Below are 17,768 nucleotides of genomic sequence, written 5' to 3'. Positions count from 1 at the left end.
CCACCGGCCCGGATAATGGGCCGATGATTGGAAGACTGACAGGCGTCATCGCCGAGAAGACCCCGCCCCAGGTGGTGATCGACGTGGCCGGAGTCGGCTACGAGGTCGACGTGCCGATGAGCACGTTCTTCAACCTCGGCGCGCTCGGGGAGCGTGCCGTGCTGCTGACCCACCTCGTCGTGCGCGAGGATGCCCACCAGCTCTTCGGCTTCCTCACCCATGAGGAACGCGCCACCTTCCGCCAGCTCATCAAGATCAGCGGCATCGGGCCCAAGATGGCCTTGGGGCTGCTGTCGGGCCTGTCCGTGGCCGAGCTGGCCCAGGCCGTGTCCCGGCAGGAGGCGGGCCGGCTGACCAAGGTGCCGGGCATCGGCAAGAAGACGGCCGAGCGGCTGTTGCTGGAACTCAAGGGCAAGCTCGGGCCCGACCTGGCCCTGCCGGCCACGGTGGCCAGCGACGCCCAGGCCGACATCCTGCAGGCGCTGGTGGCCCTCGGCTACAGCGAGAAGGACGCCGCCGCGGCCCTCAAGGCGCTGCCGCCCGACGTGGGCGTCAGCGAGGGCATCAAGCTGGCGCTGAAGAAGCTGTCGTGAGGAGTCGGCCATGAGCATCCAGACCGACGACTTCGCCCCTGCTCCGCGCCTCGTCAACGCGGCGCCCGAGTCCAGCCGCGAGGAGGCGCTGGAACGCGCGCTGAGGCCCAAGCTGCTGGACGACTACGTCGGCCAGGCCAAGGCCCGCGAACAGCTGGAGATCTTCATCGGCGCGGCCCGCAAGCGCCGCGAGGCCCTGGACCACGTCCTGCTCTTCGGCCCGCCGGGCCTGGGCAAGACGACGCTGTCCCACATCATCGCGGCCGAACTCGGCGTCAACCTGCGCCAGACCTCCGGCCCGGTGCTGGAGAAGCCCAAGGACCTCGCTGCCATCCTCACCAACCTCGAGAAGAACGACGTCCTCTTCATCGACGAGATCCACCGCCTCAGCCCCGTCGTCGAGGAAATCCTCTACCCGGCCCTGGAGGACTACCAGATCGACATCATGATCGGCGAAGGCCCGGCGGCCCGCTCGATCAAGCTCGACCTGCAGCCTTTCACCCTGGTCGGCGCGACGACGCGGGCCGGCATGCTGACCAATCCGCTGCGCGACCGCTTCGGCATCGTCGCCCGGCTGGAGTTCTACACGCCGGCCGAGCTGCAGCGCATCGTGACGCGCTCGGCCGGCCTGCTCGGCGCGCCCATCGACGCCGACGGCGCCCTGGAGATCGCCCGCCGCTCGCGCGGCACCCCCCGCATCGCCAACCGGCTGCTGCGCCGCGTGCGGGACTATGCCGAGGTCAAGGGCGACGGCCGCATCGTGGCCGGCATCGCGGACAAGGCCCTGGCCATGCTAGACGTGGACCCGCAAGGCTTCGACGTGATGGACCGCAAGCTGCTGGAGGCCGTCGTCCACCGTTTCGACGGCGGGCCGGTCGGCCTGGAAAACGTGGCCGCGGCCATCGGCGAGGAGGCCGGCACCATCGAGGACGTCATCGAGCCCTACCTCATCCAGCAGGGCTTCCTGCAGCGCACGCCGCGCGGCCGCGTGGCCACGCTGGCGGCCTACCGGCACCTGGGCCTGGCACCGCCGGCCAGCAGGGGCGGGACCGGGGCCGACCTGTTCGGCGGCTGACGGGCCTGCAGCCCGCCAGGCCGGCCCGCTTCGTCATCGTGAGCGGCCATGAAAAAAAGCGCCCCGAGGGGCGCTTTCTCTTGACCGATCCGATGGATCAGAAGTTGTGGCGGATGCCAGCGGCCAGCGACGAGAAGTCAGGCACGCCAGGACCGTTGTAGTCGGTCTTGGTGTAGAAGCCGTAGACCTTGGTGCGCTTGCTCAGGTTGTAGTTGTAGCCGACGGTGTACTGCTTGGCGCCGCCGAAACGGAACTCGGCATCGCTGCCGGCCTTGGTGCCACCGACGTTGACGTGGAATTCCGACTGGCCGACCGTGTACATGGCCGAGACGCGGCCGATGTCGCGCGACTTGAAGCCGTCGACTTCTTCACGCTGGTAGTAGCCGGTCACCAGGAAGGGCCCGAAGCCGTAGTCGGCTTCCAGGCCGTAGGCCTTGCGCTTGGCGGAAGCGCCGAAAGCGTCGTTCTGGGCGTAGGTACCGGCGACGTGCAGGCCGCTCACTTCGTAGTTGACCGAGAGGTCATAGGCACGGGGGCCCGAGCCTTCGCCGGCGCGAACCGAGCCGATGAAGTTGAAGCCGCCGACCGTGGGCGAGAAGTAGCCGACCTTGTTCGTGCGGGCGCCGAAACCGAAGGACGCGAACAGGTTGTCCGACGACGTGCCGGTGTCGTGGTTGTGGTTGCTCGTGCGGTCGACCGTCGAGAAGTAGGAATCCGGGAACCAGGTGCCCAGGCGAACGGTACCGAAGGAACCGCTCAGCTCGACGTTGGCCTGACGGCTCCAGAAGGTGGTGCCGCCGGTCGCGGCGCCGGTGTCGGAATCGAGGCCATGCTCCAGGTTGAAGCCAGCCTTCAGGCCACCACCCAGGTCTTCCGTGCCACGCAGGCCCAGACGCGAGGAGTTGTTCTGCACCACGGTCTTGCGGTCAGCGGAGCCGACCTTCTGGCTTTCCACGCTGGTGTTGATGCGGCCCCACAGGGTCACGGAACTTTGGGCGAAAGCCGGGGCGGCCGAAGCGGCAGCCAGAGCGGCGACGAGTGCAATCTTCTTCATCGTGTGCCTTTGCAGAATGGGTTGCGGCGGGGATGACAGTCCCGCCATGAAGGACAAGTGGCAGGCAGTATAGGAGCGGCCGGCGCGGCACCCGAAGCAAGCGACGCGCGGATGCAACAGTCGGCTTAGGGGCCTTGAAAATCCGGACAAGCCCTCAGCAGCCCCAGCTCGGGGGGTGCGCGACGCCTCAGGCCGCCATGTCGTCGGCGCTCAGCCCGGCCAGATGACGGTCGTCGTTCCAGCCCACCAGCGTGAAGCCATCGACCGTCGCCAGCAGCCGGTTGATGGTGGCGTTACCCAGCAGCCAGCTGCGCGGCGTGTCCAGCGCCGCCCGGGTCGCAGCGCGGTAGAGACAGTCCAGCACGCCGCCGTGGGCCACCAGGGCGATGCTCTGGCCCGGGTGGGCCGCCGCCGCTCGCCGGGCGGCGGCCAGGCAGCGCTCGCTGAAGCTGATGAGGCTTTCGCCGCCACCGACGGCGAAATCAGGCTCCCGGCGCCGCCAGCGGGCCGCATCCTCGGGGTAACCCTGGTCGATCTCGCTCCAGCTCAGCCCTTCGAAACGACCGAAGGCCCGCTCCCGCAGGCCGGCGTCCAGGCGCACGTCCAGCTCGTGAATGCGCGCCAGGGCCTGTGCGGTCTGGCGAGCCCGGCTGAGGTCGCTGGAATAGATGGCGGCGAAGGGCTCTTCGGCGAGCGCCTCGGCGACGCGCTCGGCCTGGGCCAGTCCCAGGGGGCTGAGCGGAACGTCGGTATGGCCCTGGATGCGCGTGGCGCGGTTCCAGGCGGTCTCGCCGTGGCGGATCAGGACGATGCGGGTGGCCTGCTCCAGCACTAGACGCCCCAGACGACGTCTTCGCCCGCGCGCTGGCTGCGCTCCATCAGCTCGTGCAGCGGCCAGGCGCGTTGGCGCAGGGAGACGCCCTGGCGCCTGGGCACCGGCTCGCCGGCCGCTTGGGCGGCATCGACGGCCTGTTGGAAGTGAGCCTCGTCCTGCGCCACGCCGGCTTCGAGCCTTTGCAGCAGCCCGGGCAGGTCGGCCGCCTCCAGGATGCCTTGGGGGGCGGGCTCTCGGCCCATCAGGCGCAGCACGGCGTCACCGGACTCGCCCAGCATGACGATGTCGGCACCGGCCTTGGATTTGAAGCGGTAGAGCATGGCGGCATTTTGCGGCCAGCCCGGCAGAAATGCTCAACCGTTACCCGCCAGGCCCAGCCAGCCGGAGACGGCCGCGTCGACGACGTGGCGCCGCGGGCGCACCCGCCGCTCGAAATCCTCGGGATTGAGCGGCGGCGCGAACAGGAAACCCTGGAACTCGTGGCAGCCGGCCTGGGCGAGGAAATCGCGCTGCGCCTCGGTCTCGACCCCCTCGGCGATGACCTGCAGGCCCAGGGCCCGGCCCATCTGCACGATGGCGTTGGCGATGCCGGCATCGCTCGGGTCGCCTGGCAGGCCCTTGACGAAGCTGCGGTCGATCTTGAGGCGCTGGATGGGGAAGCGCTTGAGGTAGGCGAGCGACGAATAGCCGGTGCCGAAGTCGTCGATGGAGAGGGTGACCCCGAGGGCGGCGAGCGATTGCATGCGCTTGAGCCCCTCCTCGGCGTCGCCCAGCAGCACACCCTCGGTCAATTCCAGTTCCAGCATGCTGGCCGGCAGGGCCGCGTCGCGCAGGGCCGCGGCGACGCTGTCGACGAAATGGGCCTGGTGGAACTGCAGCGCCGAGACGTTGACCGCCACCGGCATGCGAAGGCCGCGGCCCAGCCAATGGGCGGCCTGCTCGATGGCCTCGCGCATGACCCAGTCGCCGATGGCCACGACGAAGCCGCTCTCCTCGGCCAGGGGGATGAATTCGGCGGGCGAGACGTCGCCGCGCTGCGGGTCGCGCCAGCGGATCAGCGCCTCGGCGCCGATGACGCGGTCACTGCCCAGCTCGACCTGCGGCTGGTAATGCAGACGGAACCGCCCTTCGGCCAGGGCCTGGCGCATGGCATGGTCGAGCCGCATGCGCGACAGCAGGTCCACCTCGCGGCGCGGCACATGGAAGCGGAAACCGGCGCGTCCGCTTTCCTTGACCCAGTGCATGGCCCGCTCGGCACTGGCCATCAGTTCGTCCGGCGTGCTGCCGTCGCCGGGGTAGAGGGCGATGCCGCAACTGGCAGTGACGGTAAAACTGAGCGTATCGAAGCTGAAGGGCTGGGCCAGCAGCTGCTGCACGCGGCGGGCGGCGGCCTCGGCCTCGAAGAGCTGGGCGCCGTCGATCAGCAGGGCGAACTCGTCGCCGCCCAGGCGGGCCAGCGTGTCGTTGGGACCCACGGCGCCACGCAGCCGCTCCACCACCTCCCGCAGCACGCGGTCGCCGTAGCTGTGGCCCAGGGTGTCGTTGATCTGCTTGAAGCGGTCGAGGTCGACATGCAGCAGGGCGAAGGCGGGCTGCGGGTCGCCGGCCGCCACCGCCGCCATCTGCTGGATGATGCGGTCAGCCAGGGCGCGCCGGTTGGGCGCGCCGGTGAGCACGTCGGAGCGGCCGAGCTCCTCGATGCGCTGGTGGGCGGCCAGCTTCTCGCTCAGGTCGCGGAAGGAGAACACGCGGCCGATGGGCTCGCCACGGCTCATCTGCGGCAGCGAGACCTGCTCCAGCACCCGGCCGTCGGCCAGCCGCAGCATGTCGCTGGAGCGCATCAGCGGTGCGTCAAGCAGGGCTTCGATGCGGGCACGATAGGCCTCGCCGTCGCGCATCACCCGCTGCAGGCTCAGCCACAGGCCGGCATCGCCGGGCTCGTGCAGCAAGCCGCCGGGCAGGCCCCAGAGCTTGGCGAAACGGCGATTGAAGCTGCGCACCCGGCCAGCCAGGTCGACGACGAGGATGCCGTCGGCGGTGGATTCCAGCGTGGCCCTCAGCTCGGCCAGCAGCGTCTCCCGCTCGGCTTCGGCGCGGCGGCGGCGGGTCTGGTCGTGCAACAGCACCAGCCAGTAATGGCCGCCGTCTGGCGTGTGGACCGGGCTGATGGCGCGGCTGACCCAGCGTGGCTGGCCGTCGCTGTGGGTCAGCACGGTGTCCGAGCGGATGCGCGCGAACGGGTCCCGCGCCGCGCCCTGCCAGAAGGCCTCGTCTTCCAGCGAGCCGCACAGCGACGCCGGCGTCTGGCCGATGGCCCGCTCGGGCTTGAGGCCGAGCAGCCGCAGCGCCGCGCGGTTGATGCCGGTGACCGTCAGGCTCTCGCCATCCACCAGCCAGGCCGGTTCGGGCAGGCCTTCGAGCAAAGCGCCGATCACGAGCGGCGCCTCGGGGACGCGAGGCAGGGCCGGGCTTGCCTCGCGGGTGGCGTTCACGCGGCCAACTCCCCTGGCCCGGTACTGGCGGCGTCGAAAAAGTAGGCGATGCGGGCGCGCGGGCTGAGGTAGTCCAGCGACGCGCGTGGCAGGAACTGCGGCTTGAGGCTGCGGCGGATGCCGAGGTCGGGCATCTCTTCGAGGTTGAGGATGAGGGCCTCATCCTTGGGTACCTTGGGGTCGTGCACCATGACGCGAGGCTTCAGCGGCCGGGCCGAGTTGACCGACACGACGAGGGCATAGCGATCGTCGGTCAGCTGGACGGTGGAGCCAGGCGGATAGACGCCCATCATGCGGATGAAGGCGTTCAGCATGGTCGCGTCGAAGCGGTTGCGCCCCTGGGCGAACATCAGCGACAGGGCCTCGTGGGGCGTCATGGCCTTGGAGGTGATCAGAGGATTGCACAGGCCGTCGAAGCGATTGACCAGGGCGACGATGCGCGCGCCGGTGCTCATGCGATCCATGTTGATGCGCTGCGGGAAGCCGCTGCCGTCGGCATGCTCGTGGTGCTGGGCGATGATGAGCAGCGGCGCCGGCGCCAGGCCCATGGTCTGGGCGATGGCCACGCCCTTGACGACGTGCTGCTGGTAGGCATGGGTCTCGGCCGTCGTGAAGCTCTCGTCACGATGCCGCAGCCGCGCGGCAATCTCCAGCTTGCCGACGTCATGCAGCAGCGAGCCGACGCCGAGGTCCATCATCTCGTCGCGGCCCAGGCCGAAGGCGCGGCCGAGCAGCAGGGCGATGATGCAGACATTGAGGGCATGTGCGGTGCTGCGGTCGCCAGCGGCTTCGTTGAGCAGCCGCATGTTGAGGTCACCCTCCACCAGCATCTTGTCCAGCAGGGCGGCGGTGAGGCTTTCGGCCTGGGCGCGCGCCTGCTGGGGCGCGCTCTGCACGAGATCCATGACGCCGCGGAAGCCGTCGGCGGCCTCGCCGTACTGCTCCTCGCACAGGCGCAGGGCCTCGCGCTGGGCGGCCAGAGCGCGGCGATGCGCTTCGCGGGCAAGTTCCTCGGGGCTGGGCTGGGCGGCAGCGGCTGCCCCGTCGGCGGTGGCAACGTCGGCCGGGGCTTGGGCCGCGGCCTCGCCCTCGGCGGTCTCGGGGGACTGGAGGTTGAGGTCGCTCTTGGCGGGGCTCCAGCGCACCTGCGTCAGGCCGAGGCGGCGCAGGATCAGCAACTGGTCGCTCGAGGCGATCTTGAAGCTCGACAGCGGAAACGGATGCGACATCCAGCCCAGGTCGAGATGAATGAACATCCCGACGGTCAACTGGTTGACGTCTATCAACGGATCGTTTGTTCTATCCTGCATTCGCTCATGGCCCGTGCGCACGGGCGTCCCTCGACACGGCCCGAACCGCGGGGATGATGCCGCGATCCGTTGGCCGGCCTCCTGCTGTACGTCAAATCGGCCGTTTGTGCCCGCGGCGCATCGGGAAAAATCCCGTTGGCGCGGCGCAGCGCGGAGCTTAGCGCCTGATCGTGACCGAAATCCCGTCGCTTTGTCGGGGCAAACGCGGAGGAATGCCTGAGTCGTGCCGCCTCAGCGCCGCGCGCGATGCTCGGCGATGAAGTCGCGGTACCAGCGCGCGCTGTCCTTGGGCAGGCGTTCGAGGGTCCGGTAGTCGACGTGGACGAGGCCGAAGCGCTTGTCGTAGCCGGAATTCCACTCGAAATTGTCGAGCAGGCTCCAGTAGAAATAACCCCGCACGTCAGCGCCAAGACTCATGGCGGTCGACAGCGCCTGCAGATGGGCCGACAGGTAGGCGATGCGCTCGACGTCGGGCACATGGGGCTGAGGGCCGGCGACCACGCTGTCGGCATTGGCCATGCCGTTCTCGGTGATGAACATCGGCGGCGGGTTGTATTCGCGGGCCAGGCGCACCAGGTGCTGGGCGAAGACCTCGGGCACGATCTCCCACCCCATGTCGGTGAAGCCGCGCTTGCCCGGGCCCTTGACGGTCTTGCCGTCAGCGCCGAAGAGGCTGCGCGTGTAGAAGTTGATGCCGAGGAAGTCCAGCGGCTGGCGGATGCGCTCGAGATCGCCGGCAGCGATGCGGGGCGCGTCGGCGCCCACGTGCTCGAGAGCGTCGGCCGGATAGGCGCCGCGGAAGATGGGGTCCATGTACCAGCGCACGTTCAGGCCGTCGTCGATGCGCGCGGCGCGGCGGTCGGCTTCGTTGGGCGTGGCGGGGAAGGACGGCGTGTGGTTGAGCACGATGCCCAGCGGCGCCTTCGTCACGGCGCGCATCGCCGCGACGGCGTCGCCGTGGGACAGCATCAGGTGGTGGGCCACCTGCAGGCTCTCGGCGCGGCTGGTGTGGCCGGGCGCGAACTGGGCCGTCTCATAACCCAGCGTCGCCGTGCACCAGGGCTCGTTGTGCGTCGCGATGCTGGCCAGCCGGCTGCCGAAGCGGCGCGCCACCTCGGCCGCGTAGTCGGCAAAGCGGGCCACCACGTCGCGCGACAACCAGCCGCCGAGCTGCTCGTCCAGCGCCTGCGGAAGGTCCCAGTGGTAGAGCGTGGCGTGGGGCTGGATGCCGGCTTCGAGCAGGCTGTCGATGAGGCGGTCGTAAAAGGCGAAGCCCGCCTCGTTCCAGGCGCCCTGGCCGAGCGGCTGCACGCGCGGCCAGGCAAAGCTGAAGCGGTAGCAGTCCAGGCCCAGGCCCTTCATCAGCGCCACGTCTTCGCGGAAGCGGTGGTAGTGGTCGCAGGCGACGTCGATGTTGGAACCGTCCTTGATGCGGCCCGGCTGGCGACAGAAGTGATCCCAGATGGAGGCGCCCTTGCCATCCTCGAAGGCCGCCCCCTCGATCTGCGCGGCGCTGGTGGCCACGCCCCAGCGGAAGTCGGGCGGGAAGGACTTGGCGAGGGCGGCGGGGTCGATGCGTTCGAGGTCGAGCAGGTTCATGGTCGTCGAAGGGCTGGGCAAGGCCGGCGGCGAGGTGGCGGGAAGCAGGGATAAGGGCGTTGGCGACGGGCCGGCATCGGCCCCGCGGGCCGCGGGGAGCGCCAGACGCAGCGCCACACCGCGCGAGCGCGGGGCGCGGCGTTCGCCGATCGAGCAACGCCCATGTTGCCGTCGACTGACAACGCTGTCAATACAGAAATGATAGCGATATCTCAACGCACGGCGTGTCGACAGGGGAGGAAGCGAAGGGCGGCCCCGAGGGCCCTAGGCTCAGCGGGCGCGGGTGGAATCGCGCACGACGAGTTCGTGCGGCAGCACCTTGTGCAGCTCGGCTTCGTCGACGGCAGACGCCTCGGCGCGATGGCCCTGCACCAGCATCTCGACGGCAGTGCGGGCCATTTCGGCGACCGGCTGGCGCACGGTGGTCAAGGGCGGCCAGACGAGGGCGGCGGTCGGCGAATCGTCGAAGCCCGCCACCGACAGCTCGCCCGGCACCGACAGGCCGAGCCGCTGGGCGGCAGCGAGCACGCCCAGCGCCATGTCGTCGTTGCTGGCGAACACCGCCGTCGGACGCTGGCGGCGGCTCAGCAACTGGTGAGCGGCGTCGCGCCCGCTGGCGAAGGTGAAGGCGCCGGGCTGGACCAGCTCGGGATCGGGCTGGATGTCATGCGCCCGCAGCGCGTTGACGAAGCCTTCGTAACGCGCCGCGCTGGCGGACTGGTCGGCCGGCCCCTTGATGAAGGCGATGCGGCGGTGGCCGAGGCTGATGAGGAGGTTGGTGATCTCTTCGGCGGCATGCACGTCGTCCATGCGCACCGAGGGCACGCCGCGGATGTCGCGCTCCGGGGACATCAGCACGCAGGGCGTGCCGCTCTCGCGCAGGGCGGCGAGAACCTCTGGGTTGTCGCACAACGGCGGCGTCAGGATCATGCCGTCGGGCCGCAGGGCCAGCACCATGCGGTCGATCTGCTGGCGCAGGTCGGGCGCATCGTTGTGCAGCGACTCGACGACGAGGTGGTAGCCCAGTTCGCGGCAGCGCACCGTGGCGCCCTGCTGGACGCTGCCCACGAAGATGGCGCTCGGGTCGTAATAGAGCAGGCCGATCAGGAAAGAGCGGCCGCCGGCCAGGCTGCGGGCCGACTGCTTGGGGCGGTAGCGCAGGGCCTCCACCACCTTGAGCACCTGATCCCGGGTGCTTTCGTGCACGCCGGGTTCATGGTTGAGCACGCGCGAGACGGTCTTGATCGACACGCCCGCTTCACGGGCGACGTCGACGATGGTGGGACTGCCCCGTCGGGTGCTCATGCTCGGGAAGAATTACTTCTTCTTGGCCTTGGCGGCCGGCTTGGCGGCGGGCTTGGCAGCAGCCTTCTTCGCAGCGGCCTTGGGGTCGACGGCGGCCTTGAAGCCGGCACCCGGGGTGAACTTGGGCAGCTTGGCGGCGGCGATCTTGATCTTGGCGCCGGTGCTGGGGTTCACGCCGTTGCGGGCGGCACGGGCGTGCTGCTTGAAGGAGCCGAAGCCCGGGATCGAAACGGCGCCACCCTTCTTGACGGTGGTGACGACGGCGTCCAGCAGGGTCTCGAGGATGCGGCCGGCTTCGGCCTTGCTCAGCTCGTGCTTGGAGGCCAGGTGTTCGATCAGATCGGTCTTGTTCATGCGGGGGGTCTCGTTCAAATGACTCGCCCGAACGGCTCGGGCGGGCGCGATTGTGGCCCATCGCGACGCGCATACAGTCCGGCACAGCCCTGCTGCCATCCCCGATGCCTACGTCCGTGCACTTTGCCTCGCTCCTCGATGCCCTGCCCCAGCAGGTCTGGAAGGCCGACGCCGAGGGCCGGCTGCTGTGGATGAACGCGCGCCTGGCCGAGGCCCTGAGCCGCCCCGCGCTGCCGACGCCGCTGGCCCGCTGGCTGCACGAGGACGACCGCGCTGCCTTCACCGAGCGCTGGGCCGCGGCGCAGGCCACCGGCCGCTTCGAGATGGAATACCGCCTGGGGCAGGCCTGGGTGCTGGCCCAGGCGGAGCGCCTGCCCGGCTCGCCGCTGTGGCTGGGCACGCATGTGGACATCGCCGAACGCCGCGCCGCCGAGAAGCGCCTGCGCGAGTCCGACGCCCTTTGGAAGCTCGCGCTCGAATGCAGCGGCGACGGCGTCTGGGACTGGCATGTGCAGGCCGGTGTCGAGTACTTCTCCGAGCGCTATCTGCGCCTGTACGGCTTCGAGCCGGGCGACGTGGCCGCGTCCCCCGAGGCCTTCGATGCGCGCACCCACCCCGACGACATCGCGCAGATGGCGAAGGACCGGGAGGATCACTTCTCCGGCCGCACGCCCCTCTACCGCAACGAGCACCGGGTGCAGGCCCGCGACGGCAGCTGGAAGTGGATCCTGAGCCGCGGCATGGTCATCGAGCGGGACGCCGCAGGCCGGCCGCTGCGCATGGTGGGTACGCACACCGACATCACCGACCGCAAGCGCCAGGAGGCCCAGGTCTGGCAGCAGGCCCGCGTCGACGCGCTGACCGGCCTGCCCAACCGCCGCTCCCTGCGCGAGCGCATCGAGCGCGCCCTCGCCCAGCGCGCGGTGCGGGGCGAGGAGCTCGCCGTCATGTTCGTCGACCTCGACCATTTCAAGGAGGTCAACGACTCGCTCGGCCACGACGTCGGCGATGCCCTGCTGGTGCAGGCGGCCGGGCGGTTGCAGGACTGCATGCCGGCCAGCGGCGTGGTGGCGCGCATGGGCGGCGACGAGTTCACCGTGCTGCTGGCGGCGCCGCAGGTTGCCCCCGAGGCGGAGCGCGTGGGCCAGGCGGTGCTGGAGGCCTTGTCCGAAGCCTTCGAGGTGGGTGGCGAACGCGTCTACGTCTCGGCCAGCATCGGCGTGAGCCTCGCGCCGCGCGACGGCACGGAGATCGAGGCGCTGTTCAAGCATGCCGACCTTGCCCTGTACGAGGCCAAGGGCGCGGGCCGCAACCGCATGAGCGTCTTCACTCCCGCCCTGCACGACGCCGCCCAGCGCCGCGCGCGGCTCGCGGCGGAGCTGCGCGAGGCCCTGCCGCTACGGCAGTTCAGCCTGGTCTACCAGCCCATCCTGTCGCTGCGAGACCCGGCCGCCCCGCCGCGCAAGGCCGAGGCGCTGCTGCGCTGGACCCATCCCCAACTGGGCGAAGTCAGCCCCGTCCAGTTCATCCCCATCGCCGAGGCCAGCGGCCTCATCGTCGACATCGGCGACTGGGTCTTCAGGGAGGCCGCAGCCCAGGCCCTCGCCTGGCGACGCGCCGGGCGCGAAGGCTTCCAGATCAGCATCAACAAGTCGCCGGTGCAATTCCTCAGCGAACGCAGCCATCGCCTGCAGCCTGACTGGATCACCCACCTGCGTGGGCTGGGCCTGCCCGGCGACGCCCTCGCCGTGGAGATCACCGAAGGCCTGCTGCTCGAGCGCGACGAAGCCGTGGCCGGCCGCCTGCGCGGCCTGCGCGCGGCCGGCTTGTCGATCTCGCTGGACGACTTCGGCACGGGCTATTCGTCATTGAGCTACCTGCAGCATCACGAGATCGACACCGTCAAGATCGACCGCAGCTTCGTGGCCGGGCTGGAAGACGACGGCAAGGCGCTGGCGCTGTGCCGTGCCATCGTCACCATGGCCCACGAGCTCGGCATGCAGGTCGTGGCCGAGGGCATCGAGACCGAAGCGCAGGCCATGCTGCTGAGGCATATGGGCTGCGACTGGGGGCAGGGATGGTGGTTCGGAAGGGGGGTGGCGGCGGGGGAGTTCGAGCGGAGGTGGTTTGGGGGGCAGGCCGCAGGCTCGGTTTCTGGCACCGCTCGGTGATCTCCCCCACTCGACGAAGCGCCCGTCGAGGGCGCATCGTCGGGGACTCGGTCATGCAAGCGCGACCCCGGTTTGCCGGTTCTGCGCCTGCATGCGCAGAACCTTCGCCTGGCGTCGGGCAAGCCGCAAGGCTCGCCCTCGGTCCCGGCGACAAACCCTTCGAGTCCTCTCCTGGGCACCAAAGCAAAAGGCCAGCGCTTTCGCGCTGGCCTTTTGCTTTGATTTGGTGCCCAGGAGAGGACTCGAACCTCCACGGAGTTACCCGCTAGTACCTGAAACTAGTGCGTCTACCAATTCCGCCACCTGGGCTTTCAGGAGCCGCGCACTATAGCCTAGAAATCAGACGTCGAACCTGACCCCCTGGGCCAGCGGCAATTCGCTGGAATAGTTCACGGTGTTGGTCGTGCGGCGCATGTAGGCCTTCCAGGCGTCGGAGCCGCTCTCGCGGCCTCCGCCGGTCTCCTTCTCGCCGCCGAAGGCACCGCCGATCTCGGCGCCCGAGGTGCCGATGTTGACGTTGGCGATGCCGCAATCGCTGCCCGCCGCGCTCATGAAGGCCTCGGCCTCGCGAAGGTCCGTCGTGAAGATGGCCGACGACAGGCCCTGCGGCACGCCGTTCTGCAGCGCGATCGCCTCCTCCAGCGTGCGGTACTTCAGCGTGTAGAGGATGGGCGCGAAGGTCTCGTGGCAGACGACCTCGGTCTGCGCCGGCATGCGCACCAGCGCCGGCACGGCGTAGTAGGCCTCGGGGAAACGGTCGGCCAGCGCGCGCTCGCCGCCCGACACCTGGCCGCCCTGCTCGCGCGCCGCGCTGAGCGCGAACTGCATGGCGTCGAAGGCCTGGGCGTCGATCAGCGGGCCGATCAGCGTGCCGGGCTCGATGGGCGAGCCGATGGGGAGCTGCGCCCGCGCGCGGTCCAGCCGCTCGACCAGGGCGTCATGGATGCTCTCGTGGACGATGACGCGGCGCGTCGTCGTGCAGCGCTGGCCGGCCGTGCCGTAGGCGCCGAACAGGATGCCGCGCACGGCCAGCTCCAGATCGGCGCTGGGCGTGACGATGATGGCGTTGTTGCCACCCAGCTCCAGCAGGCAGCGGCCGAAGCGGGCCGCCACGCGCGGGCCGACGGCGCGGCCCATGCGGGTGGAGCCGGTGGCCGAGACGAGGGCGACGCGCGCGTCGTCCACCATCGCCTCGCCCACGTCGGCGCGGCCGATGATCAGCTCGGACAAGCCGTCAGGCGCCGCGTGGCCGGCGGCCCGGTAGGCCTTGAGGGCGCGCTCGAACAGGGCCTGGGTGGCCAGGGCCGTCAGCGGCGTCTTCTCGGAGGGCTTCCAGACGCAGGCATCGCCGCAGACCAGGGCCAGCGCCGAGTTCCAGGCCCACACCGCCACGGGGAAGTTGAAGGCCGAGATGATGCCCACCACACCCAGGGGCAGCCACTGCTCCATCATGCGGTGGCCCGGGCGCTCGCTGGCGATGGTCAGGCCGTGCAGCTGGCGGCTCAGCCCGACGGCGAACTCGCAGATGTCGATCATTTCCTGGACCTCGCCCAGGCCTTCGCTCGTCACCTTGCCGGCTTCGATCGAAACGAGCTGCGCCAATTGGGATTTATTGGCGCGCAGCTCCTCGCCGAAGAGGCGAACCAGCTCGCCGCGCTTGGGCGCGGGCACGACGCGCCAGGCCTTGAACGCCTCGTGGGCGCGGCCGACGGCGGCCTGCATGTCGCCGCGGCTGGCCATCGGCAGCTGGGCCAGCACGCCGCCGTCGATGGGCGAGCGCACGGTCAGGTCGCCCGTTGCAGGCAGATGGACGCCCAGGGCGTCCAGAACGGAATGGGCTTGTTGCTTCATGGCCGGCATCTTAGGAAATCGACTCCACCTGGCGGCTTTGCTGGTAGGCCGAGCCGAAGCGGTTGGCAAGGAAGTCCGGCAGCGCGACCTGTTCCTGGCGGACGAAGCCCTTCTGCGGCAGCTTGCCTTCGCGGAAAAGGTCGACCGCCGCGCAGATGCCGGCCGCCGTCGTGATCTGGATGGCCGACAGCGGTTGCGCGCCGTCGCGCGTCGCGAAGATCTTGCGGGCGAACACCTCCTGCAGCAGCACGCCGTTCTTCATGCCCGAGACGGTCACGAACACCAGCACCACGTCCTGCATGGTGGCGGGCATGCTCTTCCTCATGATGTTCTTGAGGTTGTCCTGGTCGCCCTTGAGGCCCAGGTCGCCGAGCAGGAACTGCATCAGGTCGCGGTGGCCGGGGTAGCGCACGGTCTTGTAGTCGAGGTTGCGCACCTTGCCCGCCCAGGTCTCGCACAGGGTACCGAGGCCGCCGGAGGTGTTGAAGGCCTCGTACTCGGTGCCGTCCAGGCTGAAGTGCTCCAGGCCCTCCAGCGGCAGCGCGGCGATGGTCTCGCCGTCGTGGATGGCCTCGCAGGGGTGGCAGTACTCGTTGATGAGGCCGTCGACCGACCAGGTCAGGTTGTACTTCAGCGCGTTGGTCGGGAAGGCCGGCAGTGCGCCGACGCGCATCTGCACGTCGCGAACGGCGTCGAAGCCGCTGGCCAGGTGGTGGGCCACGATGCCGATGAAGCCCGGCGCCAGGCCGCACTGCGGCATGAAGGCGGTGCGGGCGCCCTCGGCCATCTGCTTGATGGCCTTGGTGGCAGCGACGTCCTCGGTCAGGTCGAAGTAATGGCAACCGCACTCCAGCGCCAGCTCCGCGGCCGTGATGGCCAGGTGGTAGGGCAGCGCATTGACGACGGCGTCCTTGCCGCGCAACTGGGCGGCCAGGGCGCCGCGATGGTCGCTGTCGACCTCGGCGGTGGCAATGCCCTCGTCCGCCAGCACCTTCAGGTAGGCCGGGTTCTTGTCCAGCACCGTCACTTGGTAGTCGCCGGTGGCGTGCAGCAGGCGGGCGATCGTCTGGCCGATGTGGCCGGCGCCGAGCAGGGCGATCTTCATGAGGGGCTCCGTGGGGTTGCGTTGAACTGCGCGCACTCTAGAAAGAGCTGCTGACGAAAGAAAGCACACTTCCGACGAAACGGATTGCCAATCCGCCGATTCGTCGCGATGATTTGTCGATATGAATCAAACTGGGGTAAACACCAAGGCAGCGCTCGACGACCTGGACCGTCGGCTGATCCTGCTGCTCCAGGCGAATGCCCGCGAGAGCACGGCCACCCTGGCGCGCAAGCTGGGCGTGGCGCGCACCACCGTCGTCGCGCGGCTGGCGCGGCTGGAGGCCAGCGGGCGCGTCGTGGGCTACACGGCGCGCCTGGGCGGCGACGAAGCCGGCCGCAGCGTGCAGGCCTTCGTCGGCATCACGGTCAGCCCCAAGGCCGGGCGCGAGGTCGTCAAGCGCCTATCAGAACTGCCCGAGCTGCGCCAGCTCGCCAGCGTCAGCGGTGAATTCGACTACATGGCACTGCTGCGGGCCGACACTACGGCCCGGCTCGACGCCCTGCTCGACGAGATCGGCGAGATCGAGGGCGTGCTGCGCACCAACAGCTCGGTCGTGCTGGCCTTGCGCGTCGATAGACAGACCTGAAATTGAAGCCCTCATCCAAGGCGTACCTTGGCCGGTCCCTCCAGGGGACGGCTTGGGAGCGGCCGGGCGCTCGGCCCGCGGTTGGTGATGCAACGGATTACTGCATAGGAGACTTTCGATGACCTGGTTGGCCCTGGGCCTCGCCCTCTTCCTCGGCATTCACATGACCCGCGCCGTCGCACCGCGATGGCGCCAGGCGCAGATCGCCCGCCTCGGCGAGCAGGGCTGGAAAGGCCTCTACACCGTCGTCTCCCTCGTCGGCTTCGGGCTCATCCTGTGGGGCTTCTCGCGCGCCCGGCTGACGCCCGTCGCGCTGTGGCCGCGCATCCCGGGCATGAACCACGCGGCGGCGGCGCTGATGGTCGTGGCCATGATCCTGATGGCGGCGGCCTACGTGCCGCGCAACCACATCAAGGCCAGGCTCCAGCACCCCATGACGCTGTCGGTCAAGGTCTGGGCCTTCGCCCACCTCATCGCCAACAACACGCTGGCCGACGTGATGCTGTTCGGCAGCTTCCTGGTCTGGTCCATCCTCGTCTTCCGCGCCGCGCGCCGCCGGCCGGCGCCGGTGCTGCCGCCGCCCACCGCCGCCGGCACGGCGGCCACCGTGGTGGCCGGGCTCGCGCTCTGGGCGTTCTTCGCTTTCTGGGCACACGCTGCGTGGCTGGGCATCGCGCCGCTAGGGCGCTGAACTGAAACCTCAAAGGCAACCACAGAGGCACGGAGGCACAGAGGAAACACAGAGCTCTCCTCTCTGTGGCTCTGTGCCTCTGTGGTTGCATTTCCGCATTCGTTTCACGAGCCCCGGTCACCGCGAACACGGAATGGACAACTGAGATGCCGCTCATCCGCGCCGTCACTGCCGCAGACGAGGCGGCCTTCACCGCCGCCGCGCGCGCCAGCCGCCGACTCCACCGACCGTGGGTGCAGCCGCCCTGCGACGCCGAGGCCTTCGCGCGCTACCTGGCCCGCTTCGACGGCGTGGCCCACCACGGCTTCGTCGTCGAGCTGCAGGGCGAACTCGCCGGCGCCATCAACCTGACCCACATCGTCATGGGCGCCCTGCGCAGCGGCTATCTCGGCTACTTCGCCTTCCGCGGCTTCGAGGGCTGCGGGCTGATGACCCAGGGCCTGGAGGCCGTCGTGCGGCATGCCTTCCGCCACCTCGGCCTGCACCGCGTCGAAGCCAACATCCAGCCCGCCAACACCGCCTCCATCGCCCTGGCCAGGCGCTGCGGCTTCCAGCTCGAGGGCTACTCGCCCCGCTACCTCAAGATCGCCGGCCGCTGGCGCGACCACGAGCGCTGGGCGCGCGTGAAGGCCTGAGCCCACCCGATTCGATGGGGCGGCGTCCTTCAAGATGAGGATTCGCCCGGTCGGGGCTCGCTTGTTCGGCCGGTTAGTGCCCGCCATGATGCGCCGTTATCCCAGGAGAGCG

16 protein-coding genes and 1 tRNA gene are annotated in these 17,768 nt (G+C 69.6%); 6 read left to right on the top strand and 11 right to left on the bottom strand.

Features of this window, described 5'->3' with window-relative positions; genetic code table 11:
- Positions 1-23: 23 nt before the first annotated feature.
- Positions 24-593 carry a Holliday junction branch migration protein RuvA gene (gene ruvA, locus LXT12_RS20370; protein ID WP_233394130.1) on the top strand — a complete coding sequence of 190 codons (570 nt, stop codon included), beginning with the start codon at positions 24-26 and terminating at the stop codon, positions 591-593.
- 10 nt (positions 594-603) lie between these two features.
- Positions 604-1,668, top strand: a complete 1,065-nt coding sequence (gene ruvB, locus LXT12_RS20365) for a Holliday junction branch migration DNA helicase RuvB (protein WP_233394129.1) — start codon at positions 604-606, stop codon at positions 1,666-1,668.
- Between the two features lie 97 nt (positions 1,669-1,765).
- Here ruvB and LXT12_RS20360 read toward each other — a convergent pair whose 3' ends face one another.
- The 8 genes from LXT12_RS20360 to LXT12_RS20325 all read right to left on the bottom strand — a co-directional run bounded on the left by LXT12_RS20360 (position 1,766) and on the right by LXT12_RS20325 (position 10,617).
- Positions 1,766-2,722: a porin gene (locus LXT12_RS20360; RefSeq protein WP_233394128.1), complete on the bottom strand. Its 957-nt coding sequence runs from the start codon at positions 2,720-2,722 to the stop codon at positions 1,766-1,768.
- Between the two features lie 187 nt (positions 2,723-2,909).
- Positions 2,910-3,551, bottom strand: a complete 642-nt coding sequence (locus tag LXT12_RS20355; protein WP_233394161.1) for a histidine phosphatase family protein — start codon at positions 3,549-3,551, stop codon at positions 2,910-2,912.
- 2 nt (positions 3,552-3,553) lie between these two features.
- Positions 3,554-3,877 carry a DUF1840 domain-containing protein gene (locus LXT12_RS20350; protein WP_233394127.1) on the bottom strand — a complete coding sequence of 108 codons (324 nt, stop codon included), beginning with the start codon at positions 3,875-3,877 and terminating at the stop codon, positions 3,554-3,556.
- A 33-nt stretch (positions 3,878-3,910) separates the two neighbouring features.
- Positions 3,911-6,049 carry a putative bifunctional diguanylate cyclase/phosphodiesterase gene (locus tag LXT12_RS20345; RefSeq protein ID WP_233394126.1) on the bottom strand — a complete coding sequence of 713 codons (2,139 nt, stop codon included), beginning with the start codon at positions 6,047-6,049 and terminating at the stop codon, positions 3,911-3,913.
- Complete coding sequence (locus LXT12_RS20340; protein ID WP_304622777.1) at positions 6,046-7,359, bottom strand: cyclic di-GMP phosphodiesterase; 1,314 nt, start codon at positions 7,357-7,359, stop codon at positions 6,046-6,048. The genes LXT12_RS20345 and LXT12_RS20340 overlap by 4 nt, the downstream gene beginning before the upstream one ends.
- A 231-nt stretch (positions 7,360-7,590) precedes the next feature.
- Complete coding sequence (locus LXT12_RS20335) at positions 7,591-8,958, bottom strand: GH1 family beta-glucosidase (protein ID WP_233394124.1); 1,368 nt, start codon at positions 8,956-8,958, stop codon at positions 7,591-7,593.
- Between the two features lie 270 nt (positions 8,959-9,228).
- A complete protein-coding gene (locus LXT12_RS20330; protein WP_233394123.1) occupies positions 9,229-10,263 on the bottom strand; it encodes a LacI family DNA-binding transcriptional regulator in 1,035 nt (344 codons plus the stop codon).
- Between the two features lie 12 nt (positions 10,264-10,275).
- Positions 10,276-10,617: an HU family DNA-binding protein gene (locus LXT12_RS20325; protein WP_233394122.1), complete on the bottom strand. Its 342-nt coding sequence runs from the start codon at positions 10,615-10,617 to the stop codon at positions 10,276-10,278.
- Between the two features lie 104 nt (positions 10,618-10,721).
- On the opposite strand from LXT12_RS20325, the gene LXT12_RS20320 reads away from it, so the two are divergent.
- Complete coding sequence (locus LXT12_RS20320; protein ID WP_233394121.1) at positions 10,722-12,788, top strand: putative bifunctional diguanylate cyclase/phosphodiesterase; 2,067 nt, start codon at positions 10,722-10,724, stop codon at positions 12,786-12,788.
- A gap of 224 nt (positions 12,789-13,012) precedes the next feature.
- On the opposite strand, the gene LXT12_RS20315 is transcribed toward LXT12_RS20320, so the two are convergent.
- The 3 genes from LXT12_RS20315 to LXT12_RS20305 all read right to left on the bottom strand — a co-directional run bounded on the left by LXT12_RS20315 (position 13,013) and on the right by LXT12_RS20305 (position 15,744).
- A tRNA-Leu gene (locus LXT12_RS20315) sits at positions 13,013-13,097 on the bottom strand.
- Positions 13,098-13,127: 30 nt separating this feature from the next.
- Positions 13,128-14,639, bottom strand: coding sequence for an L-piperidine-6-carboxylate dehydrogenase (amaB, locus tag LXT12_RS20310; RefSeq protein ID WP_233394120.1), 1,512 nt, complete (start codon positions 14,637-14,639; stop codon positions 13,128-13,130).
- Between the two features lie 10 nt (positions 14,640-14,649).
- Positions 14,650-15,744, bottom strand: a complete 1,095-nt coding sequence (locus tag LXT12_RS20305; RefSeq protein WP_233394119.1) for a saccharopine dehydrogenase family protein — start codon at positions 15,742-15,744, stop codon at positions 14,650-14,652.
- Positions 15,745-15,865: 121 nt separating this feature from the next.
- Here LXT12_RS20305 and LXT12_RS20300 point away from each other — a divergent pair, with 121 nt between their 5' ends.
- From LXT12_RS20300 to LXT12_RS20290, 3 genes are all read left to right on the top strand, one after another.
- Entirely contained in the window at positions 15,866-16,330 is a 465-nt protein-coding gene (locus tag LXT12_RS20300; RefSeq protein WP_233394118.1) for an Lrp/AsnC family transcriptional regulator, read from the top strand.
- A 118-nt stretch (positions 16,331-16,448) separates the two neighbouring features.
- Positions 16,449-17,021: an NnrU family protein gene (locus LXT12_RS20295; RefSeq protein WP_233394117.1), complete on the top strand. Its 573-nt coding sequence runs from the start codon at positions 16,449-16,451 to the stop codon at positions 17,019-17,021.
- Between the two features lie 146 nt (positions 17,022-17,167).
- The gene (locus LXT12_RS20290) at positions 17,168-17,656 is read left to right on the top strand and encodes a GNAT family N-acetyltransferase (protein WP_233394116.1); all 489 of its coding nucleotides are present in this window, start codon (positions 17,168-17,170) and stop codon (positions 17,654-17,656) included.
- Positions 17,657-17,768 lie beyond the last annotated feature (112 nt).

It is taken from the genome of Pelomonas caseinilytica (assembly GCF_021353235.1).
Taxonomy (GTDB): domain Bacteria; phylum Pseudomonadota; class Gammaproteobacteria; order Burkholderiales; family Burkholderiaceae_C; genus Pelomonas; species Pelomonas caseinilytica.
The sequence above is the reverse complement of the archived record's forward strand: the minus strand, read 5'-3'. Positions and strand labels throughout refer to the sequence as shown.

What these genes read in the sequence shown, in the direction of transcription:
- ruvA (WP_233394130.1), top strand. Translation starts at nt 24, where the DNA reads ATGATTGGAAGACTGACAGGCGTCATCGCCGAGAAGACCCCGCCCCAG.
- ruvB (WP_233394129.1), top strand. Translation starts at nt 604, where the DNA reads ATGAGCATCCAGACCGACGACTTCGCCCCTGCTCCGCGCCTCGTCAAC.
- LXT12_RS20360 (WP_233394128.1), bottom strand. Translation starts at nt 2,722, where the DNA reads ATGAAGAAGATTGCACTCGTCGCCGCTCTGGCTGCCGCTTCGGCCGCC.
- LXT12_RS20350 (WP_233394127.1), bottom strand. Translation starts at nt 3,877, where the DNA reads ATGCTCTACCGCTTCAAATCCAAGGCCGGTGCCGACATCGTCATGCTG.
- LXT12_RS20340 (WP_304622777.1), bottom strand. Translation starts at nt 7,359, where the DNA reads ATGCAGGATAGAACAAACGATCCGTTGATAGACGTCAACCAGTTGACC.
- LXT12_RS20335 (WP_233394124.1), bottom strand. Translation starts at nt 8,958, where the DNA reads ATGAACCTGCTCGACCTCGAACGCATCGACCCCGCCGCCCTCGCCAAG.
- LXT12_RS20330 (WP_233394123.1), bottom strand. Translation starts at nt 10,263, where the DNA reads ATGAGCACCCGACGGGGCAGTCCCACCATCGTCGACGTCGCCCGTGAA.
- LXT12_RS20325 (WP_233394122.1), bottom strand. Translation starts at nt 10,617, where the DNA reads ATGAACAAGACCGATCTGATCGAACACCTGGCCTCCAAGCACGAGCTG.
- LXT12_RS20320 (WP_233394121.1), top strand. Translation starts at nt 10,722, where the DNA reads ATGCCTACGTCCGTGCACTTTGCCTCGCTCCTCGATGCCCTGCCCCAG.
- amaB (WP_233394120.1), bottom strand. Translation starts at nt 14,639, where the DNA reads ATGAAGCAACAAGCCCATTCCGTTCTGGACGCCCTGGGCGTCCATCTG.
- LXT12_RS20305 (WP_233394119.1), bottom strand. Translation starts at nt 15,744, where the DNA reads ATGAAGATCGCCCTGCTCGGCGCCGGCCACATCGGCCAGACGATCGCC.
- LXT12_RS20300 (WP_233394118.1), top strand. Translation starts at nt 15,866, where the DNA reads ATGAATCAAACTGGGGTAAACACCAAGGCAGCGCTCGACGACCTGGAC.
- LXT12_RS20295 (WP_233394117.1), top strand. Translation starts at nt 16,449, where the DNA reads ATGACCTGGTTGGCCCTGGGCCTCGCCCTCTTCCTCGGCATTCACATG.
- LXT12_RS20290 (WP_233394116.1), top strand. Translation starts at nt 17,168, where the DNA reads ATGCCGCTCATCCGCGCCGTCACTGCCGCAGACGAGGCGGCCTTCACC.